At 58.6% G+C, this 23,639-nt stretch carries 22 protein-coding genes and 5 pseudogenes; 10 read left to right on the top strand and 17 right to left on the bottom strand.

Annotated features, from left to right (window positions below):
• The first annotated feature begins 54 nt into the window (after nt 1–54).
• From BN1800_RS07020 to derI, 3 genes are read left to right on the top strand one after another with little or no spacing between them, the layout of a single operon-like run.
• Nucleotides 55–831 (top strand): DeoR/GlpR family DNA-binding transcription regulator, encoded by a 777-nt coding sequence (locus BN1800_RS07020; RefSeq protein WP_027509054.1) that lies wholly within the window; start codon nt 55–57, stop codon nt 829–831.
• On the top strand, nt 828–1,598 hold the full coding sequence (locus BN1800_RS07015; protein ID WP_086995897.1) for a triose-phosphate isomerase: 771 nt from the start codon (nt 828–830) through the stop codon (nt 1,596–1,598). The genes BN1800_RS07020 and BN1800_RS07015 overlap by 4 nt, the downstream gene beginning before the upstream one ends.
• A 12-nt stretch (nt 1,599–1,610) precedes the next feature.
• The gene (derI, locus tag BN1800_RS07010) at nt 1,611–2,066 is read left to right on the top strand and encodes a D-erythrulose-4-phosphate isomerase (protein ID WP_027509052.1); all 456 of its coding nucleotides are present in this window, start codon (nt 1,611–1,613) and stop codon (nt 2,064–2,066) included.
• A gap of 168 nt (nt 2,067–2,234) precedes the next feature.
• On the opposite strand, the gene dhaL is transcribed toward derI, so the two are convergent.
• The 9 genes and pseudogenes from dhaL to pdxR all read right to left on the bottom strand — a co-directional run bounded on the left by dhaL (nt 2,235) and on the right by pdxR (nt 8,637).
• Nucleotides 2,235–2,885 carry a dihydroxyacetone kinase subunit DhaL gene (gene dhaL, locus BN1800_RS07005; RefSeq protein ID WP_027509051.1) on the bottom strand — a complete coding sequence of 217 codons (651 nt, stop codon included), beginning with the start codon at nt 2,883–2,885 and terminating at the stop codon, nt 2,235–2,237.
• A 17-nt stretch (nt 2,886–2,902) separates the two neighbouring features.
• The gene (locus tag BN1800_RS07000) at nt 2,903–3,898 is read right to left on the bottom strand and encodes a dihydroxyacetone kinase subunit DhaK (protein WP_086995894.1); all 996 of its coding nucleotides are present in this window, start codon (nt 3,896–3,898) and stop codon (nt 2,903–2,905) included.
• A 22-nt stretch (nt 3,899–3,920) separates the two neighbouring features.
• Nucleotides 3,921–4,044: pseudogene (locus BN1800_RS43840) on the bottom strand (D-threitol dehydrogenase); the annotation flags it as partial.
• 4 nt (nt 4,045–4,048) lie between these two features.
• Nucleotides 4,049–4,174: pseudogene (locus BN1800_RS40180) on the bottom strand (D-threitol dehydrogenase); the annotation flags it as partial.
• A 57-nt stretch (nt 4,175–4,231) separates the two neighbouring features.
• Nucleotides 4,232–4,318, bottom strand: a pseudogene (locus tag BN1800_RS43835) (substrate-binding domain-containing protein); the annotation flags it as partial.
• A gap of 905 nt (nt 4,319–5,223) precedes the next feature.
• Nucleotides 5,224–5,337 (bottom strand): annotated as a pseudogene (locus BN1800_RS43830) (ABC transporter ATP-binding protein); the annotation flags it as partial.
• A 39-nt stretch (nt 5,338–5,376) separates the two neighbouring features.
• Nucleotides 5,377–6,725, bottom strand: a pseudogene (locus tag BN1800_RS06985) (DUF7986 domain-containing protein).
• A 121-nt stretch (nt 6,726–6,846) separates the two neighbouring features.
• Complete coding sequence (locus BN1800_RS43825; protein WP_086995888.1) at nt 6,847–7,053, bottom strand: LysR family transcriptional regulator; 207 nt, start codon at nt 7,051–7,053, stop codon at nt 6,847–6,849.
• Nucleotides 7,054–7,179: 126 nt separating this feature from the next.
• Complete coding sequence (gene pdxR, locus BN1800_RS06975) at nt 7,180–8,637, bottom strand: MocR-like pyridoxine biosynthesis transcription factor PdxR (RefSeq protein ID WP_086995885.1); 1,458 nt, start codon at nt 8,635–8,637, stop codon at nt 7,180–7,182.
• Between the two features lie 74 nt (nt 8,638–8,711).
• Between pdxR and BN1800_RS06970 the strand changes: the two genes are divergently transcribed.
• From BN1800_RS06970 to BN1800_RS06955, 4 genes are all read left to right on the top strand, one after another.
• Nucleotides 8,712–9,335: an FMN-binding negative transcriptional regulator gene (locus BN1800_RS06970; RefSeq protein ID WP_027509047.1), complete on the top strand. Its 624-nt coding sequence runs from the start codon at nt 8,712–8,714 to the stop codon at nt 9,333–9,335.
• Nucleotides 9,336–9,365: 30 nt separating this feature from the next.
• Nucleotides 9,366–10,061 carry a B3/B4 domain-containing protein gene (locus tag BN1800_RS06965; RefSeq protein WP_027509046.1) on the top strand — a complete coding sequence of 232 codons (696 nt, stop codon included), beginning with the start codon at nt 9,366–9,368 and terminating at the stop codon, nt 10,059–10,061.
• A gap of 146 nt (nt 10,062–10,207) precedes the next feature.
• Entirely contained in the window at nt 10,208–10,456 is a 249-nt protein-coding gene (locus BN1800_RS06960; RefSeq protein WP_027509045.1) for a type II toxin-antitoxin system VapB family antitoxin, read from the top strand.
• Complete coding sequence (locus BN1800_RS06955; protein ID WP_086995882.1) at nt 10,453–10,845, top strand: type II toxin-antitoxin system VapC family toxin; 393 nt, start codon at nt 10,453–10,455, stop codon at nt 10,843–10,845. The genes BN1800_RS06960 and BN1800_RS06955 overlap by 4 nt, the downstream gene beginning before the upstream one ends.
• Nucleotides 10,846–11,122: 277 nt before the next feature.
• On the opposite strand, the gene BN1800_RS06950 is transcribed toward BN1800_RS06955, so the two are convergent.
• From BN1800_RS06950 to BN1800_RS06935, 4 genes are all read right to left on the bottom strand, one after another.
• Complete coding sequence (locus tag BN1800_RS06950; RefSeq protein ID WP_027509043.1) at nt 11,123–11,812, bottom strand: formylglycine-generating enzyme family protein; 690 nt, start codon at nt 11,810–11,812, stop codon at nt 11,123–11,125.
• A gap of 29 nt (nt 11,813–11,841) precedes the next feature.
• The gene (locus BN1800_RS06945; protein WP_086995879.1) at nt 11,842–12,879 is read right to left on the bottom strand and encodes an aldo/keto reductase; all 1,038 of its coding nucleotides are present in this window, start codon (nt 12,877–12,879) and stop codon (nt 11,842–11,844) included.
• A 132-nt stretch (nt 12,880–13,011) separates the two neighbouring features.
• Nucleotides 13,012–13,719, bottom strand: a complete 708-nt coding sequence (locus BN1800_RS06940; protein ID WP_179213757.1) for a helix-turn-helix transcriptional regulator — start codon at nt 13,717–13,719, stop codon at nt 13,012–13,014.
• A 211-nt stretch (nt 13,720–13,930) separates the two neighbouring features.
• Nucleotides 13,931–14,809 (bottom strand): LysR family transcriptional regulator, encoded by an 879-nt coding sequence (locus BN1800_RS06935; protein WP_086995873.1) that lies wholly within the window; start codon nt 14,807–14,809, stop codon nt 13,931–13,933.
• 101 nt (nt 14,810–14,910) lie between these two features.
• Here BN1800_RS06935 and BN1800_RS06930 point away from each other — a divergent pair, with 101 nt between their 5' ends.
• On the top strand, nt 14,911–16,368 hold the full coding sequence (locus BN1800_RS06930; RefSeq protein WP_244564457.1) for an LVIVD repeat-containing protein: 1,458 nt from the start codon (nt 14,911–14,913) through the stop codon (nt 16,366–16,368).
• A 229-nt stretch (nt 16,369–16,597) separates the two neighbouring features.
• Here BN1800_RS06930 and BN1800_RS06925 read toward each other — a convergent pair whose 3' ends face one another.
• Nucleotides 16,598–17,509: a LysR family transcriptional regulator gene (locus tag BN1800_RS06925; RefSeq protein WP_027509039.1), complete on the bottom strand. Its 912-nt coding sequence runs from the start codon at nt 17,507–17,509 to the stop codon at nt 16,598–16,600.
• A 218-nt stretch (nt 17,510–17,727) separates the two neighbouring features.
• On the opposite strand from BN1800_RS06925, the gene BN1800_RS06920 reads away from it, so the two are divergent.
• Together BN1800_RS06920 and BN1800_RS06915 are read left to right on the top strand one after the other, a co-directional pair.
• Nucleotides 17,728–18,915: a beta-propeller fold lactonase family protein gene (locus tag BN1800_RS06920; protein ID WP_179213756.1), complete on the top strand. Its 1,188-nt coding sequence runs from the start codon at nt 17,728–17,730 to the stop codon at nt 18,913–18,915.
• Between the two features lie 375 nt (nt 18,916–19,290).
• Entirely contained in the window at nt 19,291–20,502 is a 1,212-nt protein-coding gene (locus tag BN1800_RS06915; protein WP_244564456.1) for an ROK family transcriptional regulator, read from the top strand.
• A gap of 81 nt (nt 20,503–20,583) precedes the next feature.
• Here the strand turns inward: BN1800_RS06915 and BN1800_RS06910 are convergent, their stop codons facing one another.
• From BN1800_RS06910 to BN1800_RS06900, 3 genes are read right to left on the bottom strand one after another with little or no spacing between them, the layout of a single operon-like run.
• Nucleotides 20,584–21,402, bottom strand: coding sequence for a carbohydrate ABC transporter permease (locus tag BN1800_RS06910; protein WP_086995868.1), 819 nt, complete (start codon nt 21,400–21,402; stop codon nt 20,584–20,586).
• Entirely contained in the window at nt 21,399–22,352 is a 954-nt protein-coding gene (locus BN1800_RS06905) for a carbohydrate ABC transporter permease (protein WP_244564455.1), read from the bottom strand. Before BN1800_RS06905 ends, BN1800_RS06910 begins: the two co-directional genes overlap by 4 nt.
• On the bottom strand, nt 22,349–23,590 hold the full coding sequence (locus tag BN1800_RS06900; protein WP_086995865.1) for an ABC transporter substrate-binding protein: 1,242 nt from the start codon (nt 23,588–23,590) through the stop codon (nt 22,349–22,351). Before BN1800_RS06900 ends, BN1800_RS06905 begins: the two co-directional genes overlap by 4 nt.
• Nucleotides 23,591–23,639 lie beyond the last annotated feature (49 nt).

The following is a 23,639-nucleotide window of genomic DNA, read 5'->3' as shown; positions in this document are numbered from 1 at the left end:
TTGCGTATCACGAAATTTCTCGTTATTTTGACATCAAACAATGTAAGGACCGGGATGAGGCGGGAAGAGCGGCAGCAGCTGATTGTTAACCTGCTCATCGAAAACAAGACCGTCGATCTCGACGACCTTGCCGATCGCTTCGCCGTGTCGAAGATGACGATCCATCGCGACCTCGATGATCTCGAGCAGGCTGGCGTCCTGCGCAAGGTTCGCGGGGGCGCGACCATTGATGCTGGAATGCAGTTCGAAAGCGACTTCCGCATTCGCGAGCGCCAGGGCACCGAAGCCAAGCTCGCAATGGCGCAGACCGCGCTGGGCCTGGTCGAGCCGGGAATGACCGTGATGGTAAACGATGGCTCGATGGCGGCCGTGCTCGGGGAAATGCTGCTGCAGAAGCGTCCGCTGACGTTGATCACCAACAACGCGGCGATCATGGAGCGCCTGAAAGGCGAAAGCGGCATCACGCTGATCGCGCTCGGGGGCATTTATTCGGCGAAGTTTAACGCCTATCTCGGCGTCGTCACCGAAGAGGCACTATCGCGGCTGAGGGCCGACATCGCCTTCATTTCGACGCCGGCAGTCAGCGGCAGGCTCGCCTATCACATGGACGACAACGTCGTGCGCGCCAAGCGGGCAATGATCGCGTCGTCGGCCAGAACCTGCCTTCTGGTCAACCACCAGCGCATTGGCCACACCGCACTGCATGTCATGTCGGATCTGGCCGACTTCGACGCCGTTATCACCGACACCGCACCGGATGCCGCTTTCCTGGAGGAATTCGAGCAGGCGGGCATTACGCTCACCATCGCATCAACGCAGGATCCGACATGACCGAGAAACCGCGCTTCTGGATTGGCACCAGCTGGAAGATGAATAAGACGCTTGCGGAAGCCGAGCATTTCACGCGCGGCCTCGAAGTCGCCGATGCCACGCGCGACCCGCGCATCCAGCGCTTCGTGATTCCGCCCTTCACGGCGGTACGCGAGGTCAAGGAGATGCTTGCCAAGACCTCCGTGAAGGTCGGCGCGCAGAACATGCATTGGAGCGACCAGGGTGCCTGGACGGGCGAAATCTCGCCGGTGATGCTGAAGGACTGCAATCTCGATCTCGTCGAGCTCGGCCATTCCGAGCGGCGCGAACATTTTGGAGAGACCGACGAGACAGTTGGCCTGAAGACCGAAGCGGCCATTCGCCACGGTCTCATTCCGTTGATCTGCATTGGCGAGACGCTCTCCGGCCGTGAAAGCGGGAAGGCTGCCGAAATCCTGGCGGCCCAGGTGCGTGGCGCTTTTTCGAAGCTTTCGAGCGGGCAGAAGGACGCCGAAATCCTGCTGGCCTACGAACCCGTCTGGGCGATCGGCGAAAAGGGCATTCCGGCGACTGCGGATTATGCGGATGCTCGCCAGTCTGAAATCATCGCCGTTGCCGAAGCTATTCTAGGCCGGAAGATCCCCTGCCTTTACGGCGGATCGGTCAACCCGCAGAACTGCGAAGAACTGATCGCGAGCCCGCATATCGACGGGCTTTTCATTGGCCGTTCGGCCTGGAATGTCGAAGGCTACCTCGACATCCTGGCAAAATGCGCCGCCAAACTCTGAGGAGAAAGAACAATGAAGCTTGCCATTGCAGGAGACAGCGCCGGCGAAGACCTCGCCAAAGTTCTGGCCGACCATCTAAAAGACCGCTTTGAAGTGCACGAAGTCTCGCGCACGAGCGCCGGTGCCGATCCTTTCTACGCCAACCTTTCGGACCGCGTCGCCTCGGGCGTCATCGACGGCACCTACCACAAAGCGATCCTCGTTTGCGGCACCGGCATCGGCGTCTGCATTTCGGCCAACAAGGTTCCGGGCATCCGCGCCGCCCTGACGCACGACACCTACTCTGCCGAGCGCGCCGCGCTTTCCAATAATGCGCAGATCATCACGATGGGAGCCCGCGTCATCGGAACAGAGCTTGCAAAGTCGATCGCTGATGCGTTTCTCGCCCATACCTTCGATGACAACGGTCGTTCTGCCGGCAATGTCAAAGCCATGGATGATCTCGACGCGAAGTACAAGGCCCGTTAGTCCATGCTGACTGCGGCGCCGGGGTCCGGACATTGGGGGTTGCCGGCACATTGTCGAAACCACCCGCAACCGCCATGCGTGCCGATCGTCTTCAGGACGTCGTGCGACATGCCGATCCTGCGATCGTCGAGCGGGCCAGCGACCTGCTCTCGCCAAAGCCCAAGATTTTCATGCGGATGGCTGCAGCCTGTCCTCGATGCCGAGCGCCAGCGATTTGAGGATCAGCGCGCAGGACGTCGCACCGGCATCAAGGACACCGAGCGAGCGCTCGCCAAGCCGGCTCGCGCGGCCGACCTTTGCCACCAGATCACGGGTGCTGTCGCGGCCCGCCTCGGCGGCGGCAACCAGGGCATTCAGCGATTCCGCAAACGACTTGCCGTCGCCGTTTGCCGTATCGAATGCCGTGATCGCAGGCACCAGCGTATCGAGAAGCGTCTTGTCGCCGACCTTCGCGGAACCGATGGCCTGTATGCCGTCAAGCCCGCTGTGCAGCATTTTGCTGAACATTGCCGCATCGATCATTGAGGCCTTTTCGATAATTTCGGCGAACTGGATAAACATAACGCCGTAGAGCGGACCCATCGAGCCGCCGATCTCGGTCATGAGGACCGTGCCCAGCGTATCGAGGGCGCCGGCCAATGACATTCCGTTGCCCTTGATCCTCTCGGCCGCCATGCCGAAACCCTTGGCCATGTTGACGCCATGGTCGCCATCGCCGATCTTGCCATCGATCTCGCTGAGATAGGCGCGGTTCTCGATGATCCGGTCAGCTACGGAAAGGACGATGTCTCCGGATGTGGCGTTCTGGAATTGCTGCATTTCGTCTGCCTTTCCGTTCAAAGCATGGCCGGGCACTGAACGTCGACGTCCAGGAGCCGCTTCAATTCTTCATCCAGCGCCATGACGGTCAGCGTCGCGCCAACCATTTCCAGCGAGGTGAAATAGTTGCCGATATAGGTCTTCTGGATCTTCAGTCCGCGTCCGGTGATTTCGGACTCGATCGTGTCATGGAGAATATAGAGTTCGTTGAGAGGCGTGGCTCCGAGACCTGAGACAATCACCGCGACTTCGGTTCCGGCAGCGAGATTGTGGTCGTCGAGAACGGCATTCGCCATGTCGCGTGCAACTTCGCTTGCCTGTTTCAGCGGTTCGACCCGCACGCCCGGCTCACCGTGATGGCCGATGCCGACCTCCATAGTCCCGGGCTCGATCGAGAAATTGGGATGTCCGACAGCCGGCAGGGTGCAGGGACTGAGGCCGACGCCGATCGAGCGGCAGTTGTCGATCGCCCGTTGCGCGACTGCTTGAACCTCTTCGAGGCTTCCACCCTCTGCCGCCTTGGCGCTACCGCACTTCCACATGAAGATCTCCCCGGCGACGCCGCGGCGTTTCTCCCGCTCGTCTGGCCCGGCCGAACACACGTCATCATTGGCGACGACGGTCGTGATGGTGATGCCTTCCTTCGCCGCAAGCTTGATTGCCATTTTGACGTTCATGTTGTCGCCGGCATAGTTACCGTAGAGGCAGACGACGCCATTGCCGCCATTCACTTCCCGCGCCGCGTCAAGGAAACTCTTGGCGGTCGGCGACGAAAACAATTCACCCACCGCGACGGCATCCAGCATGTTGCGGCCGGTATAACCGATAAACGCTGGCTCGTGGCCCGATCCGCCGCCGGTGATGACGCCGACCTTGCCGCTGACCGGCGCATGGCGGGAGACGATAACGCGCGGATTGCTACTTGCGAGCCTGACGATATCGGCATGCGCCTTGACGAAGCCCTTAACCGTATCCTCGACGACTTCGTCAGGATTATTGATGAACCGCTGCATTGTAACTCCTGTTCTCCGCTCGTCAGACAATCGTGTAGCCGCCGTCGATCAAAAGGTCCGCGCCGTTGAAACACGGCGGCGGCGGCTATTTCTTCCGGGAAGGCGAAACGGCCGGTTGGGATGCGCTGCTTCAGCGCCTCACCACGCGCCGACGACAGCACCCTTCGCCGCCAACGCCGAGGCGATGGCGCTGCCGATTCCGGACGCGCCGCCGGTGACCAGGGCGACCTTACAACTCAGCGAAAAGTTCAGATCAACCTGTATTGGATCAGTCATGGTTCTTTTCCCGACCTGTCGGAATGAGGGGTGAAAACCCACCCCTGGATGGAATTGCTTGCGCGTGGACAGAAGCGGGTCGACGTTCCCGGCCGTCACCAGCGTCCATGGTACATTGTAATTCTTGTCCTTGCCGTCGTTCCACCCTTATATTTTCGGGTGTCTCTCGGCCGCGTGCTGGAAAGATGGCAATCGCCGCGGACGGTATCTGTTTCACAATATCGAACAGCGCGGCTATTCAGGCAGCTTCTCAAATCTCGAACGACCTCTCAAAAGCTGGCGCCGCGCCACGGTCCTCTGCATGAAGCCACGAGGCCTCCTGAGATCAAACACGCGAGAAAGGTGGTGAGGCTGCTGCCAATCATGAGGAAGTTGCACAGGCCACGTCGCGATGGTTCGGCAAAGCCAAAATGTGGGGAAGGCTCGGTTGCGCGGCATCGCGCGGTTTTCCTGCAGGTGAGCAGAGCAGTTTTCCGGTGGAAAAGAGAGGCTTCGAACGACAAAGCTTGGCCGTAGACGCAGCTTGAAGCCTTAGTTCGTGCATCTTGAAGATGCGACCTATGAGGCGTAATTTCCGACGTCGCCCGCTCTAGGGCGCTGCTCATCATTTCTTGAGCCCCGTACCCTTGCGGGGCTTCTTTTCCCAGCGCGTCATCACCAGGCATCGTCCGGGAGAACACGCGAACTTGTTTCGCGCGCCACGAAAACGCGCTCGCTGTCGTTGCGACCGTGAAAAAGCTCTAAAACTCTCACGGACATCATAATGGTCGCTCAACCACTTGCTACTTAGAAGCATGGCCGGTGAGATCCTCGACTGTATCAGAGTGTCGATATCGTCCGTTGCCTTCGATTTCGACGTCCATCGGGCTGATAAAATTGGGGACCTCACCGAGCCATGCGCCTAAACTCCATTGCGTTTATTAGAATTCAGTAAATGGCGCCTTGAAATAATTTTCTTCCTCGCCGGCATCGAAGCTTGCGGCTTGTATCACAACGTGCCCCAACACTGTCGGCCGACGAGCCTCACTCTACCGTCACTGAAATGTCCTGCGGCGGCGCCGTGCGATCTCCGAGCGCATATGGACGCGCAATTCAGTGTCGAGATTCGACAGCGGTTCGTCGAACAGGAAAACATCCGGATTACCTGCAGTGGCGCGGCCGATAGTCTCGGTGCAGTATTAGGACACAGACCGACGGTAGGGTTACTGGCGCAGATCGATGACGCCGAGTTCGTGCCACATCCACTCGAAACTGTATGTCGCCATGGGGTCTGCGGAGTTTGGCCGTTTTGCGGATTGATTTTCGAGATATTTCAGCCACTCGGCAACCTGCTGGCGACCGGATGCTGATTTTGCGGCCTGGCGCGGCGTCTTGTTGCCGAGCATGCCGACCGGCTGGTCGAGGGTTTCACGATACTGGCGGTCCATGAACTGATGGACGATCTGCTCTGCGATTTCGGGCGGAATGTCGGATCTCGCTTCTGTCTGATCGGGAGAAGAACGTTCGGCCATCATCTGCTCAGCGGTGCGGATTTCCGTGAGCGGAGTGAGCACGAGATCGCCGAGGATCTTCTGGATCAGGGCCGTTCCTTTTTCCGCACGCTCAGTTGAGTTGGTCGCCAGATGCGGAAGCGACTCTTGAGCTCAACATTTCCCAGCACGCGCAAGCCGCTGTCCATGGTGGTGTCGAGAGAAAGCCCGGCGTTCTTCTTGTTCTTGCTTTGCGGTGGGTCCTCTAACCAGTTCCAGAACTTTGCGCTCTCCTGCGACATGCCGGGAATGCTGTTCACGCGAGGAGCAATGTCCTTCTGGGTTGTGCCGGATGCTAGCGGAAATCTCACATCGTGGAAGACGAGATCGTCCCCGTCGGCATTCTGGAGCCGCGGCATGTCCATTGTCCGCTCAAGCGTGTCGATCAGCCATGAGTGGGTGAACATGGGGGCTGCGGCCTGCAGGTCTTCATCCTTGATGGCCGGCAGTTTCTTTGCGTTTTTTTTGCCGAACACCTGCCGCAGGCCATCGAGCAGTGCGTCGGTAGCTTGCGGCGTGAACGGCAAAAGTCCGCCGGCAAAGACATCTTTTCCCATGACGGAGACAATGCGGGCAGCAATCCTGTCCCACTGCTTCAGCGTTTTCGTGGCCGTTCCCTCGCTGACGGCGAGCGGCTCGCCACCCCGAATGAGGTCACGCGCCATGAGAGACTTGCCCGGAACGACCTCACTGACCTCGTACAAGCTCATGACGGAGGTTCGCAGCGCCGTCATATAGGCTTTTGCCTGGGCATTTTCCTTCCAGCCGCGGCGTTTGAGATATTCATCGACGATGTTACCGCCCTCGACTTCAAAATCCTGAGTGAGGAAATCCTCGAAGGCGCAACCCGAGAGTGTCATGGACCAAACTTCACCGAGGATTTCGGCAATGTCCTCGAAGTCTATGCCGCTGGCATCGAGGACCGGCCCGAAATGGTCGTAAAACACCTCGTCGAAGCATTCACTCCATTCGTCCCGGGCGAGGAATTTCATGAGCCCCTTGAGGTCAGGGCTGGTTGGCATAGAAAAATCTCCAGGTTCTTGCGATGCTCGGCCGCGATGCGTGAAACGGTCGGCACGCTGATATCGTAGAGTCTCGCCGTTTCGGTGCCGCTCTTTTGACCGATGCGAACTTCGGCTTCCCCTAGTTCGCCAAGAGTTCTTGCCCGGCGTTAGTAGGTGGCAGCCCGCGAGAGGTTCTGCTGAGAAATTGCGTCCCGAAATGAGCCTCAAGCCCCGCGATTTGTTTGTTCGCGGCAGGCGGTCCGATACCAAGTTCACGACCGACATGGGTGAAGCTGCCATGATCTACGACCCGGACGAACAACTGCAGTGACGAAAATCGATCCACGGAACCATTCCCTATTGGCGTATCGTTGGTACGACCTCTTCAGAACCTCAAGTGACTTTGACCGGCAGCCTTTGCCAGAAAACGGCTGTACAGCCGCAGCACCATGTCCGCTCGGGCTCAAACCGGTCATGCCGACCATAACTTGGATCGGTAGACTCGTGCTAGGTTATCTATCCCCTTTGCAATCAGCGCAACAGCGATTGACGCGTATCCGAATATGAAGCCCGCGCGTTGATCAGTTGGAGCCTCGAACAAGCGCGAGATTGGATAGATGCCGACACCATCCTTCCTGGCACGGGCGGCGAAACTCTCTTCATCGCTTGCCGCCATGCGGTTGAACCACACGACGACATGAAGACCCGCCGACGTTCCTACGATATCAACCTCGCCGCCAAACGCGTCCGCCATTGCTTTTAAGAAAACGGCACGTCTTTCCGCGTTCAGTCGCCTCATCTTCCGAACATGGCTCTCATATGCTCCCGATTCGATCATTGCGGCGAGCGCCTCTTGCTCGAAGCTCGAGCTGTGGCGATCCGTGATCTGCTTGCAACGTACGAAGGGGTCGACAAGCTTGCCAGGCAGCACTATGTAACCAAGTCGAAGTGTCGGCGACAGGGTCTTGGATACGGTGCCGACATAGATGACCCGACCCTGACCGGTAATCGACAGCGGGGGGATCGGACGTACGTCATAGCGATACTCGCCGTCGTAATCGTCCTCGATGATGTAAGTGTTCCCGGCGTTCGCCCATTCAATAAGGGCCTGGCGACGATGAGAGGGTAGGACGCCACCCAACGGAAACTGATGACTGGGCGTCACAAATGCCAGGGCGACACCCTTCGGATCGGGAAGCTGAGTGGTATCCATTCCGTCCCTGTCGCAATATACTGGAATGGACTTTGCCCCTGTAGCAAGCATCACGTTCCGGGCCATCGCGTAGCAAGGCTCCTCGAGGACAACTAAGCCTCCAGGATCGACAAGTACCCGCGCACACAGGTCCAACGCCTGCTGGGAACCGCTGACGATGATCATCTGCGAGACATCGCATTCAATGCCACGGGCTCGCCAGAGATAACCTTGCAAGGCATGGCGAAGTGCCAGATTCCCGGCTGGGTGCTCATAGCCAAGCCGTTCTTTGTGAGCCAGAACTGCGGAGTTCAAGGCACGCCGCCAGGCAAGCTTGGGAAAGTCAGATGAAGCGATGTCTCCGTACCGAAAGTCGTATTGCAAGGCTTCCTGTTCGGCGCTGATGTTCTTCGGCAACGCCATTACGCGCGAGGCATACTCAGACACCTGAGGCGCGGTTTCCCGCCCCTGCGGTGCTTCTCCAGTATCGGCAGGTCGCCCACTAGAGGTGACCGTCGGCCGCGTACCCTGCCGCACCTGAATGTATCCCTCAGAGATCAACTGGTCGTAGGCAGCCGTTACGGTGGTCCTGGAGACACCGAGTTGGTCCGCAAGCGCGCGGCTCGAAGGCAATCTGTCGCCCGGCGCGTAAACGCCAGACATGACTTGGTCACGCAAGGAAAGGTAGATGCGGCGGGTCGCGCCGGTTTTTCTTGAGCCTTTTCGAGACTGGACCAACAAAACATTCCCTAACTGGCGGTGTATTTTGGGCCACCTGATGTGAATAATGCGCTCACGTCAAGGAGATGCTTATGTACACCCCGCCAGCCTTTGCCGTGGAAGACGCGGCCGAACTCTATGCAATGATGCGGCAATGTCGCCTCGCCGATTTCGTAACGGCTACACCCGATGGCCCGATGGCCACACCCTTACCGATGTTCCTCGATGAGACTGAGGCAGAAAAGGGCGTCCTCTATGCGCATCTCGCTCGACCGAACCCGCAGTGGCAGGCCAATGTCATTGGACATGGACTTGCAGTCTTCATGGGACCCGACGCCTATGTGACCCCCTCTTGGTATGCCTCAAAAGCCGAGCACGGGAAGGTCGTCCCGACGTGGAACTACACAGCAATCCATGCGAGTGGGCCGGTGGAGTTCTTCACGGAGGCCGATCGACTGCTTGAGGTCGTGTCGCGCCTTACGGGCATTCACGAGGCGTCACGCCCGCTGCCGTGGGCCGTCACGGATGCCCCCGAAGCCTACATCAAGGCTCAGCTACGCGGCATTGTCGGCATTCGCATGCCGATCGTTTCGCTGCAGGGGAAGCGGAAGATGAGCCAAAATCGGCCTGAGGCTGATCGAAAAGGGGTAAAGCAAGGGCTCGGCGATAGCCCCAGCCATACCGCCCAGATCGTTTCGGACATGATCCCGGTCTAAGGTGAGCAATTGGGTTTGAGTGGAAGTCTGATGTTAGCAATAGATGGTGAGTCACCCGTGATCGACGAACGGATCAAGGAAATCGCGCCTGGATTTAGGGCGATGAGCATTCATGTCGACGCGACAAACGCTGGGCAAGGGAGCCTCTCACCAAAACTTCTGACAGATGCCTGCAATTATGTATTGCAGGGCGGCCCGACCTGGGCTGAGGCCCATTTGGCGAGTTGGGCCGACGCCTATGTCCGATTTGGATCAAAGCCTAAACGGACGCCATGTTCGGCGCAGGCGCTGAGAAGGCGGGTGTTAAAAGACGGATCAATCCCTTCTATCAATCCCATCGTCGATCTCTACAACGCTGTCAGTCTCAAATATGCCATTCCCGTTGGCGGCGAGAATTACGATGCCTATCTCGGACGTCCGCTTTTGACTGTGGCCGACGGAAGCGAGACATTCGAAACGGTCATGAACGGCGAAGCGGTGATCGAAAATCCCCTCCCTGGAGAGGTCATCTGGCGAGACGACGCAGGCGCAACATGTCGGCGATGGAACTGGCGGCAGGGCACCCGCACTCGACTGGATGCTGCGGCTGGACGAATGTGGTTTGTATTGGAAAGCCTTGAGACGATGCCAGACGATGCTCTTGCAGAAGCGTCGGACATGCTCGTCGATGGGCTAGAGACGTTGATGCCCGGTTGCTCGGTGTTCGCTCAGAGAATTGCTGTCTGAAGATGACTTGTCCGCTACGGCGCGAAGGAGACTGGACTGTTTTCAGCTTCGGCCCACCGGACGTTATTTTGCAGGCTTGAAATCGGCGCGGTTTTTATGTAGAAAGCTAGAAATAATGCTGTTTTTCTAGACAAAGGTTGGCGCTGATGAGCCTCAGCATCAAGGATCCGGAAGCCCATCGCTTGGCACAGGCAATCTCCCACGCCACGGGAGAAAGCATGACTCGTGTCGTGACTGAGGCGTTGCGCGAGCGCCTTGCGACAATCGAACGCCGAAAGGGCCGAGCGAGCGTCGAGGAACTTCTGGCGATTGCTGACCGCGCCGCCGCGCACGTGAAACACCCCTATGTCGATCACGCTGATCTTCTCTATGACGAACACGGCATTCCGAAATGATTGTCGATACCTCAGCACTGGTCGCAATCCTTTACCGCGAGCCCGAAGCTGCAAGCTTTGTAAAATCTGTCCACGACGCCGAAACCGCCAGGATGAGCGTCGCGAATTATGTTGAGTTGTCCATGGTGGTGGAAAGCCAGCTCGGGCCTGACGGTATGCGCCAGGCTGAAGCTTTCTTCCGGCGTGCCGGCATTATCGTCGAGCCCGTCACCGTCGAGCATGGAGAACTGGCACGACAGGCTTTTCTCGATTTCGGCAAAGGCCGCCACAAAGCCGGTCTCAATTTCGGCGACTGCTTTGCCTATGCTTTGGCCAAGGCATCTGGCGAACCGCTGCTGTTCAAGGGCGACGACTTTTCTCAAACCGATATCCAGGCGGCCTGGTCATAGCCGACGATGCGCGGTTAACCGGACACAGCCCCACATCGTTCCTGCTCCGAGCGAACCCCCTCCCTGCCAGCGCATCTGCTGGATCTGACGGAGCGCGCCCACGCTTATGTCGAAGCCACCAGTTCCGCCAACACCCGCCGCGCTTACACCCATGGTGTTGGATTTCATTGGTGGCCGAGCCTGAGAATGCCGTAGCCGGTCGTCGCCCTCACCGTGCACTCAAGGCAGCGAAGGCCGAGCGCGAGACCCCGCCATGACTGGTTTGAAACAGCCAGAATCACGAGGGCGACGGATACGCACAACGAAATCCGACATAGACTGCGTAAAAGTCGAACCGCTTCCACTGCATGGCGTCAGCTGTCGTCTGTTCACTGCCATACCACCACGAGCCGCCCGCCGTGAGCGCCTCTCCGCCGCGCCGATCCGCAATCCACTCCCAGACATTGCCTCCCATATCGTAGAGACCGTTGACGCCCGGGGGCGTCGATCCGACGCTCGCATGGCGAGGCCAGGGATCGCCATCTCGCGTGTTCATCCCGTCGGCTGTCTCGCCGGAAGGAAAGCGGTAGACACGCCCAGCTTCGAAGCCGGCTGATGATGCCCGCGTTTCGGTGTAGGCGGCACGACGCCACTCCTGTGCGGTTGGCAGTCGCCCGTTGCGCCAGCGGCAAAATGCGGACGCCTCGTCCCAGCTCACATGTACGGCCGGCTCGTCAAGGGACGCTGGTTCAACGCCGAACGGGCGATAGACGGTCCAACCGGCGCGACGCTCCCAGCCAGAACCCCACTCGAAGCCGCCGCCCGATTTCTCGGCGGCGGTCTTAAGACCGGTCGCTTCCGCGAATTCACGAAACTGCCCGATGGTGACCTCGCTGGCATCGATCACGAAATCTCCGATCGCGAGACGCCCTCCGACTTCGGCGCCCGCTGCAGACGCAAAACCGACAGTGAGTCCGATGAAAAGCAAGGCCTTCTTTCCGCACCCAATTCCCACGCTCAGCTCCTCCTGAACGGCCAGGTGACAACCCCACCATAGTTCTTGCCCGGATAGGGCGGCTGGCGCAGCGTATTGGCGAAGCCCTTGATACTTTCCATCTGCCGGAACATCCTCGCCCGCATGGCTTCATCCGGGAGATTGCCGTAGAGAGCGCCCACGTTGTCGGTCAGGTGGTCGGGATTGCTCGTCGCAGGTATCACATTCGTGACGGCCGGGTGGGCGATTATGAATTTCAGGAAGAACTGCGCCCAGCTCTTTGCGCCGAACTCTGCGGCGAATTCGGGAAGCGGCCTGCCCTCGACGCAGGTGAAGAGCCGCGCCTTCTCGAACGGGATGTTGACTTGGACGGCAACGCCATTGTCCGCGCAAGCTGGCAGGATGCGCGCCTCCGCCTGGCGCGAGAAAATCGTGTAGTTGACCTGAACGAAGTCGAGATCACCACTGCGGATCAGCCGCTCCATGGTATCGTAATATTCGGGGCTCCACTGCGTAACGCCGATATATCGGACGCGCCCCTCGCTCTTCCATCGCCGAAGCGTATGCAGGACTTGATCGACATTTTCCAGACTGTGAACCTGCTGGACGTCCATCCTGCTGCGCCACAGCCGCTCCATCGAACGGCGGAACTGTGCTTCCGAATGGCTTTCATCGGAAAGCCATTCTCCGGTCGTCCACGTCTTGTTGGTGATGAAGAGATCGTCGGCGATACCAAGTTCGGTCGCGAAGTCGCCGACGCTCACCTCCGACATGCCATACAGCGGCGACGTATCGACCACCCGTCCGCCAGCCTCATGAAAGCGGCGCATAATCTCACGGATGTGCGCGCGGGGTTCGCCCGGGAGCACGTCGAACGTCTCGAATGTGCCGAGGCCGACGACCGGAATCTCCTCCCGGGTCTTCGGGATCGCCCGCCGGATGATGGACCGATCGGCTGTCGCCTGGGCAAATGCGTGGCCGCCACCAATGGACCCGACTGCCATCGCGCCGATCGCCGCGCCCGCAGCCTGCAAGATTGTCCGCCTGTGAACTCGTCGCATCTCAGTCTCCGTGCCTTGTTTACCAGACTCGAGGATTAGAGTTTTCGCAGCGGAAGGTCGCTCACGATCCTGATCGGGAGCGCGGAAAACTGATATTTTTTGGAAAATGTCGCCAGACCGTTCAAACACATTTCAGTGAGATCGATATTCTGACGGAAGGCATCCCACTACTCTGCGAAATACCCGCGCGAAGTGCGTTGGACTTGAGAATCCGACCGAAAACGCGAGTTCTGCAATATTGGTCGGGTGTCGCGCGAGCATTTGAACAGCCCTCTGCACCCGCAACTCGTTTACGAATTGAAGAGGAGTTCGTCCGGTTGATGCGCGGAAGGCGCGATGAAAGTGACCGTCCGACAGGTCAATCAACCTCGCTAATGTCGCGACGCGGATTTCTCCAGGCAGCTGAGCCTCAATGTAGTCGGCGATGCGGCGGAGCATCCGTGGTGGCAGCTTCAGGGGGCGCTGCGCAGCCGGCCGGTTTCCCGGTCCGTAGCGGATCTTCAGATGCTGGGCGAGCGCCATCAACATCCCATCGAGGTATGCGGGATCAAGATGACCATCCTGGTCTTGGTGCCAAGCGAGTTCGCTCAGCAAAGCGGCCAAAAACCGGTCATCCCTAGTGCTGAACGCGCGAATTTTGGCGCCGTCAGTCAAGTCTCGGAACCGGCCGGGCGAGATCGCGACACCTGCCCAGCGCCATGACACGGCTTCAAGCCTGAGGCGACGCTGGGAATTTGCCGGCAAGACGGAGACGGAGCCGGGCGTATCGATGCCATCGTAGCGGTATCCGCAATCGGTCACGTAGCGGTGGCGAGCGGCACCGCCTTCCAAGGTGCCCATAACAAGGTGGCTGGTCGAAAGGATCGAGCCCTCTACAAGATCAGTATAGCCCCGACGCGCCACATCGAATTGTCCATCCGAAAAGGCAAAGGTGCTGTGTTCGCTGGCGCGAGAACTGAGATTCTGAAGGTAGTTGGCATGTCCGGCGACACTCATTGCGCCCTCCCTCTATGACTTCCCCTGATAACGCATCATTGCGGCCTTGTTTCCTTCACAACGTCTCGCGCACGATTTCGAGGAAAGCCTTCAGCACCGGCGAGGGCTGTTCACGCCGGTAGATGATCGACGTGTCGATAGACAAGCTTCGGCCCTGAATAGGGCGATAGACGACGCCGCTCCGGCGCAGGTTTTGCAGGCAGGCGGGTAGCAGCGAGACGCCCAGCCCGACCGATACAAGTCCGATGATCGTCTGCTTGGGCGTTGCTTCGCGCACGATCCTCGGGCTGAAGCCGGATGAACGGCACAGCCCGATGATCTCGTCATAGAGGGACGGATTGATGCTGCGTGGGAATTGAATCAGCGCTTCGGAGGCCAGGTCGGCTAGCGGGACCTCTGCTTCGGAGGCCAGCCGATGCGTTTCCGGCAGGGCCACGATCAGCGGTTCGACCAGTATGCTTTCGACCTTCAATGCCTTGTGAACGACGGGAGGATGAATAAAACCTATATCGAGCTGGCGTTCGACCACGGCCCTGACCTGATTGGGAATGCGCAGATCGGTCAGGCTCAACTCGACCTCAGGATAGTGCTCGGTGAAGCGCCGAACGACAGAAGGCACCACGCTGTAGATAGCCGCGTCGATGAACCCGACGGCCAGATGGCCGGTTTCACCGCGATCGGCTTTGCGTGCAAGCTCCACCGCTTGCTCTGTCTGATGAAGCACGGCCCTCGCTTCATCAAGGAACACGCGCCCCGCCGGAGTCAGCTCGACCTTACGTTTGGTGCGCTCCAGCAGGCGCACACCCATGAACTGTTCCAGTTGCTGGATCTGCTTTGTCAGAGGCGGCTGCGAGATATGCAGGCGCGCCGCAGCACGCCCGAAATGCAGCTCTTCCGCAACAGCCACGAAGGACTGCATCAGCTTGTAGTCCATCCTTTAATTCCCAAATCGAATTACTGATTGCTCAAACGATATTGGACGCAAAATATCGAGCATGCAAAATCAGCAAAGTTGCAAGACCGGGAGACATGCTTTTGAACGATTCCGAGATTTCACGCCGCCAGATGCTGAAGGCGCCCCTAATTGCAACGATTGCCGCGGCGTCTCAATCAAGTCTTGCCTGCGAGGCGCTTGCCCAGCCCATTCCTGCTGCCTCGCCAGCGCCCGTTGGCGCATTTGCCCACAATGTCGAAGCGGTGGGCTATACCGATTTGGAACATCGTCCAGCCTTCAAGATGGCGATCAGGCATGTTGGCGGACGCTGGTATCTTTACACCGGCCACTTCTGGCACTCGGGCTGGAGCATCGTCGATGTGACCGATCCGGCGAAGCCCGAGGTCGTCAAGTTCATGCCTTATCCCAATACGAATACTTGGACTCTGCAGATGGACTTGTCCGGCGACACAATGGTGACCGCTCTTGAGAGACCCTTTGCAAATTTCGGGGGTGACCCCGCCGCGCCTTTCGATGAAGGCGTTCTGATCTGGGATATCGCTGATCCCATCAATCCGAAACAACTCGGTCACTACCAGACCGGCAGTAGTGGCACGCATCGCAATCTCTATCCCGGCGGGCGTTATGTCCACCTTGCTGCTGGCATGCCTGGGTACAAGGGCAACATCTACGTCATGCTCGATATTTCGGATCGCGCGAATCCCCGCGAAGCCGGACGCTGGTGGGTTCCAGGCCAGCACGAGGCGGGAGGCGAGGCAATCGGATCGACGGACTCCGTCGCTGAATCCGGTGAGGCGACTGACCGCTATCGGTTGCAGCTTCGAGCGCAATGCATGTGCGGCGCTTTCTGTGCGAGTGCGGGCGAAGACGTGTCGCTGCACGGCCCTCCCTATGTCGTGGGAGATCATGCCTATTTGCCTTATGGCGCGGCGGGCATTGTCGTGCTTGACATCAGAAACGTCTCGCAGCCGAGGCGGATCGGCGGTCTGAGCTTCAGCCCGCCCTTCCACTCGCGCTTCGGCGTGCACGGCGTGCTGCCGATCCAAGAACGTGGCATCGCTTTCGCCAACTCGGAGAACGTCACCTACGGACGCGGCCCGATGCACCACGCGTCGATCATCGATATCTCCGATCCGAAGGAACCATTCCTGCTGTCGCTTCTGCCCGAGCCCATACCGCCCGAAGGAGCTTCCTATACCGACTTCACGACTCGTGGCGGCTGGCGCGGGCCGCACAACATCAATCATCACCAGCATCACCCCGACGTGCAGAAACAGGGCGATCTCTTTTACATCGCACATTTCAATGCGGGGCTGAGGGTCTACGACGTCTCAAATACTCGGCTTCCTCGCGAGGTCGGCTACTTCATTCCGCCGGAGCCAAACCGACGCTACGGCCCCATGCCGGAAGATAAGCTGGTTGTTCAGACCGAGGACGTGGTCGTGGATCGGCGCGGCTTCATTTATATAAGTGACAAGAACCAGGGGCTCTGGATACTCCGCTATACCGGCCCGCAGCCGGGAACGGATCGAACGTGATTGTTACATTCACCCTGGAAAGACTGTTCGGGTACCGCCTTCGCAAACCTGAGACGCGGCCCTGGCGGCCCTCCAAAACGCGCAGACACAGCTGGTGGCCGACTGTGAATAGGCATTGTGCAATAACCCCGTCACCTCAGCAAAAACAATTATCTAACCTGCCGATCGGCACCGGGACCGCGATGCCGATTCACAAACTGGAAGCCACCGTGACAATCCTAAGGCGCCATTAGGAGGGATTCAAAGTCGCGCTTACGCCAGCGACTAAGCGCCGGAGCCAAGCTTGACCGGGGTCACTATCATTTCGCCTATGCCAAAGCATGGTTTCCGTGTAACCGCTATATTCGAGAGGCACAGGAAAGGACCTTACATCCGGCCAGTCCGCCAAATCGAGCACGCCGGATGACAGGGTGCAAATCATGTCCGTACGAGAAATGATGGCTGGCACCGCCAGAGCGTAGGGCAAGCTCATCGCGACCGTCCGCTTGAGGCCACGGTCGTCCAGCATCCGATCGATGTAACCTTTCAAGTCACCCACGTGGGTGACCAGCAAGTGCGGATATTTCAAGAACAACTCCAGGGTCAGTTCATCACGGACTTCGGGATGGTTCACTGAAACAATCGAAAGCCACTTCACATGAAAAAGAGGAGCGCGTTTGATGCTCGTCGGCGCGTCGGGCAAGATAGTAATGGCAAGATCAACAGATCCCTTCTCAAGGCTATCAACGACGTCCTGCCGATGAAGATTTCGAATGATGATCGCAATCCTCGGCGCGATTGATCGCAGAGACGCCATCAAACTCGGCATCAAAGTCGCTGCAAGGTGATCTGTCGTCGCAATCCTGAAAACCCGACCAGACCGTGTTGGCGAGAATTGCCCGAAGCCGCCCAACGCTTCTTCAATCTGGCGCAGCGCCGAGCGGATGGGATCGGCAAGGTCCAGCGCCTTTTCTGTTGGGCGCACTCCATCTGCATGCCGGATAAAAAGATCATCAGCGAAAAGCTGCCGCAAATGAGCCAACCGTTTGCTCATTGCCGGCTGGCTCAGGCCGATGCGGTGCGCCGCGGCACTGACGCTCCCCTCGCCCAGCAGGGCGTCAAAAGCGACAAGCAGATTCAAGTCGATTGCAGCCAAGTTCATGACGCCATCCTACATCGATATATAGCTGCGAGGAATATACAGATTCCCAATATCGATTGGACGATTGAGCCGAAAACTGGAAGACAAAGCCAGTCGTATCATCAGGAGCCACAATCATGCGAATATGCTCAGGCCTCTTGGCTTTAACGATATTGCTGTCGCATTCCGAGGCTTCCAGCAGCGAAGCCGAGGCTGTTTACGTGTTGTCAGATACAGATATGGTCCCGACTGTCTACGAAACCGGCGAACTCGGTCCTCCAGACATGAACAGCAAGGACACGCTGTCTGTTATCACGTCGCCATTGAGCCCGGTGCCTTCGGTAACAGGGATGGAAATCTCGAACTCGACCTATGGGCCGCCAGGAGCTCTCGATCTCTCGCCGGACGGCGGCTTCGCTTTTGTTGCGGAGACATACCTCCAGCGGCCCACAGGAGCGACCCGTCTCGATGAACTGCCACCAGGCAATACGATCCGCTCCCTAAATCTCAACAGTGACCGCGCAGTTGTCGACAGCGTAAAAATCGGGAGCCGGCCGCAGGCGATCGAGGTGAGCCCATTGGGGGATCTTATCGCCGCGGTTACGGTCGAAAACAATCGCGAGCTTGCCTTTGTTTCGGTCGATGGCGGTCGTTTCGGCAAGGTTGCGAGCTTCGACCTTGGCCTGGAGCCACCAACCGGCTTCATCCCGCTGAAGTCGACCTGGGTGCAGTGGCATCCAAGCGGCCGCTATGTCGCGGTGAATTTGGTGGACCGCAATCAGGTCGCCTTCTATGAGGTAATTCGCGATCAGTCTGGTCACGTCGCAAACATCCATCCGTGGGGCAATCGTGTCCAGACAAACAAATTCCCGTTCGTCGGCCGTTTTTCACCGGACGGGCGCTATTACATCACCTCTGACCTTCAGTGGGGAATTGATACAGATGGCTTTTACGGGGTACAGGAGGGGATTCTGACATCCATCAGGCTCGCGGATGTCGGCTCTTCCGGTGACGCTGCGCGGCACAGGGTTCCCCACATTGCTCTTGGCGGCTGGGGATCGGAGACGATGGCCTTCAGCCCCGACGGCCGCTTCTTGGTCACGTCCAATCTCCGAGGAACTGGAAAGCCGGACGGTTCGCGTGACTGGACGGAGCGGGCCTCCCTCAGCCTCTACGAATTGAATGCCGAAACCGGCCGATTGACGCTTCACGGTGAGTGGCCGATCTCGTCCGTGCTTCCACAGGGCCTCGCCTTCGATCGCAGCGGGCGGAATGTTTTCGTCGGTGTCAACCGATACAGAAACGAAAGTTCTCCGCTCGGAGCAGTCGAGATCTGGCGGATTGTCACCGAAGGTCGTCCATCGCTCGTCGCAACAAAGGGCCGCATCCGGCTGCCACCGGGCGTACACACGATCGTCTCGCGCTGATCCCCGGTGGTTCATTGGTATCGGTTGAAGGCCCTCTTTCGATCACAGAGGGCGCACATAAATGGCGAACCTTTAGACTATAGCTCGGCATCGTTAGCCTCGGGCGCTGCGACTACCCGTTGGACGAATGCGTGGCTTGCCCCCCAGCTTCGCTTTCTATGTCGGATCGAGCGACAGGTAGGGATGCCGGCGCTCTTCCGGTATCCGACGTGAATGCGAACCGGCCAAAGCTACCGCATTGTTTCTCCGCTATCTTTCCGTATTATTCGTCAGTCTAACGAACGATTTGCACGGTCACCCTGCATGCGATATTTTGGCTGCCAAGATTAGGGTCTGACGCGTCAAATTTGAGTCAGACCCAAGATTACGTGCCGAATGAAAGTGAGAACAATGAACGTCTGGACCAATGCCCCTCCCATGCTTCGCCAGATTTCAGTTCGCGCTGCTATGGAAATCCTCTTGCACGAGGGACCAACCTCACGCGCCGAACTTGCGAAGAAGACCGGGCTTTCGAAGCAGACCATGTCCGAGGTCATACGCACGCTCGAGGAATCCGGTTGGGTGCGCGTCAAAGGTGTCGTCTCAGGAAAGGTCGGACGAAGTGCCGTCACCTACGAGGTGGCTCCGGATGCGGGGTATGTGATTGGCATCGATCTTGGCTCCACGACCGTCCGTGTCGGCGTGGTCGATATTGCCGGAAGGATCCTGCAGGAGATCGAAGCCCCGGTGGATGGCCACACCGGAAAAGCCCTTGTTCTCCATTTGAACAAGCTTGTCGAAGCAAGCCTGAAGAAAGCAAAAGCTCCCCGCAACAAGGTACTGCTCGCCGCAGTAGCGACGCCGGGTGTCGTCGATCCGGAGAGGGGCACGCTGTCGCTTGCCCCCAACATGGCAGATTTCGGCGGCCTGGACGTTGCAAAAACCTTGAGGGAGATTCTGCGCTGCGATGTCATTATCGAAAACGACATCAATGCAGCGGTCATTGGCGAGAGCTGGAAGGGTAGCAGTATAGGGCTCGATTCCTTGGCCTTCATCTCGCTCGGCACCGGGATCGGCCTTGGAACGCTGGTGAACGGGAAGCTGATGAGGGGCGCAAAAGGCGCCGCCGGCGAAATCTCCTACCTCCCCTTCGGTGCGGATCCGTATGAACCGGAAAGCCTTGAACGGGGTGCACTGGAATGCGCAATCAGCGCACGCGGCATTGTCGAACGCCATCGCCCATATGAAAGCAACCTGACGGCTCGCGATGTACTCGAGCAGGCAGAGGATGGCGATGTCCAGGCTCTTACGACCGTCGAGGAAACGGCACGGCTGGCGGCCCTTCTGGTCGTCTCCGTCGATGCCATGCTCGACCCGCAGAAGATCATTCTGGGTGGCAATGTCGGGCGGCACCCCTTGATGGTGCGTCTCATCCAAGAGGCGCTGCCTGCTTGCACCAAGCGTATGATTTCCGTCGAGGCCAGCGCGCTCGGCTCGCGCGCCACGTTGATGGGTGCGGTCGCCATCGCACTCAACCAGTTGCACAACGCCCTGTTTTCGCCGCAGGACCTGCCCAGCGAAATGCGCCTGCCGACACTCACGACATAAACATGCGGCCATTCTGAACGCGCCACAAAGCCCGCGGAGGATCTCTCATCCGCGGGCTTTGTTGCTGAGGTCGGGAGGACCTTATTCCTTGGTTGCGCCGGCCATAATGCCCCCCATCATTAGGCGTTGCAGCGCGGTGAAGACCACGAGCACCGGCAGCACGGACAGCACGGACATGGAGAGCAGCTTCGGCCAATCGATACCGAAACGTCCGATCGAATTGGCGATCGCGAGTTGGACGGTCCACTGATCTTGATCGGTGATGATGAGGAACGGCCAGAGATAGTCGTTCCAGCGCCAGACCAGGTTGAACGCCAGCAGGGTTCCGATCGCCGGCAACGACAGCGGAACGACGATGCGCCACAAAATACGCCATTCCGGCGTCTTGTCCAAACGCGCTGCTTCGAGCAGGCTGTCTGGGATGTTGACGATATACTGCCGCATCAGAAACACGCCGGTCGGCGTGGCGGCCGGCGCGATGATGACGCCTGCCAGTGTTTCCAAGAGCCCGAGATCACGCAAGACCAGGAAGACGGGGATCATGATGATCTGTAGAGGTACCATCAGCGAGGACATGATCAACAGGAAGAAGATCGTGTCGCCTTTGAACCTGAACTTCGCCAGCGCATAGCCGGCCATTACGCTGATCGTGACGGACAGGAAGGCCGACAGGACCGAAACGATGGCCGAGTTCTTGAAGAAAAGCAGGAACTTGGCGCGCGAGATCGTGTTCACGAAATTTTCCAGCGTCGGATTCGCCGGCCACAAGGTCGGAGGCCACTGGAAGATCTCGGCCTGCGGCTTAAGCGCCGACAGGAGGAGCCAGACAGGCGGCAGAAGAAAGACCACAAGAACGAGAGCGACAAGCGCCAGGCGCGTAGGCGAATAGACGTTCGTCATGCTTTGCTCCTTGCGAGACGCAATTGAACGATAGCAAGAACCATCAGGACAACGAAGAGGACCGCTGACTGTGCGGCCGCGATGCCCGCCTGCATCGGGAGCTGGAAGGCGGTGTCGTAAATCGTCTGGATGAGGTAGACGGTCGCCTTGCCGGGGCCACCACCGGTCAGCGAGACGACAAGTTCGTAGACCTTAAAGGCCTCGATCGATGACAGCACCACGACGACAGCCATGGTCGGCCGCAGAAGCGGCAACGTGATGTGGGTGAACTGGCGCCATTTTCTGGTGCCATCGATAGATGCTGCCTCATAATAATCCGGCGAGATGGCCGTCAGACCCGAAAGGAAGATCATCATGTTGACGCCCGCCTGCCACCAGACCCAGGCGACCACGACGGCGATCTGCGCCAGGGTGTCCTGCTCGAGCCACGGAACGGGCGCGATGCTTGCCAGCGACAGGACATAGTTCACAAGACCGTTGTTCAAGCCGAACAGCCAGCGCCATGTGATGCCGATGATCAGCAAACTGATCATCGACGGGAAGAAGACCACGGTGCGGGCAAACGCGAAGAGCTTGGTCTGCGGCTGCAGCAACACGGCTAGTGCCAGCGATAGCACGACGTTGAGCGGCACAGCCACCACAACAAAGATGACCGTTTTCAGCAACGAGATTCGAAAATCGGCGTTGTCGATCAGGCTGACGAAGTTGTCCAGGCCGACATATTGCGGCAGGGTCTGCGGCGCCTGAGGCAGGACCACCACGCCTCGCTTAAACAGGGACATATAGAGCCCCTGAACAAGCGGATAGAGCGTGAATGCGACGATCAGCCCCATCGTCGGCAACATCAGGAAATAGGGCCAGACCTTGCGTCTAATGTCGCCAAGCCGACGGGACGACGGCGGCCTTGCGGCCGCCATCGTCCGTGTGATTGGGCCGACGAGCTCGGTCACTGCGCCGCTTCGACCGCAGCGTCCGCGGCTTTCTTGATCTCAGCCACGGCTTGCGCAGAGGTGATCTGACCGGCGACAGCTTGGGTTACCGCCGACTTGATCGGGCCCCAGACCGCCTGCATCTCCGGCCAGGCCTGATCGGTCGCGGCGAAGGCTGGACTGGCGTCGAGCTCGCCTTGCATGATCTTGACCGCCTGGGAGGCCTTCGCATTTCCGTAGTCGACGGCATCCGCTTTCAGATTGGTAGGGATGACGCCCATCAGCTTGGCATACTCGGCCTGTGTTTTCGGGCTCGTCATCCACTTGATGAACTCGACGGACTCTTTCAGGTTCGGGCTTGTGTTAAAGGCAACGAGATAGTCGCCGCCATAAATTGAGGAGCGGACGGTTCCATAAGGGGTCGGGCCAGCTTGCCAATCGAAGTTTGCGTTGGCTGCAAGCGCCGGAATCTGCCAACTGCCCGACATGTAGGCGACGGCCTGGCCCCCTAAGAAAATCTCCTTGGGACTGTCGGAGCTCGCGCCGCTCCAGAGACCGGGCGGCATGGCATCCTTGGTTATCGCAATGAAATCATCCAGCGACTTCTGCCACTTGGCTTCATCCATCACGACCTTGACGGGCGCTTGTTCGGAGAAAATGTGGTTGCCGTACTGGAATTGATGGACAATCCAGCGGCTGGCCGAGACATCCCACACCAGTGGATAGCGCGTGCCGGACTTTTCAGCGACTTCCTTGACCTTGGGAATGAATTCTTCCCAGGTCCAGCTCCTGTCCTGCGCGGGAATTTCGACGCCTGCCTTCTTGAAGGCATCGACGTTGTAGAAAATGCCGGTCGAGCTGACGTTAAGCGGAGCCGCGATCACCTTTCCTTCAAAACGAGCGCCATCGGCCCAGCCTTTAACGAAATCATTGATCCAATCGGGACCGATTTCCTGATTTAGATCCGCCAGAAAAGGCCGAATGACCGGTTCCATCGAGGAGGTCAGCGAAACATCCGGCATGATGCCGGAGGCAGCGAACTGCTGGAACTTCTGAATCATGCCGCTATAGGGCGTGATCTGTAGATCGAATGTGGTTTCAGGATGCCCCGCCGTATATTTGTCCAGCACGCTGCGGATAATGGCCTCTTGCGCATCGTCCTCAACATACCACAGCAGTTTAAGTTCAGCAGCCGATGCTGCCGACATCGTGATGGACGTGACCAAGGCTGCACTGCTCATCAACTTGAAGATATTCATCGCGTTCCCCTTTCCGGCGCTTTCCGGATGTCGTGTTCCACTGAAGGTT

It is taken from the genome of Rhizobium sullae (assembly GCF_900169785.1).
In the GTDB taxonomy this organism is placed as follows: domain Bacteria; phylum Pseudomonadota; class Alphaproteobacteria; order Rhizobiales; family Rhizobiaceae; genus Rhizobium; species Rhizobium sullae.
The sequence above is the reverse complement of the archived record's forward strand: the minus strand, read 5'-3'. Positions and strand labels throughout refer to the sequence as shown.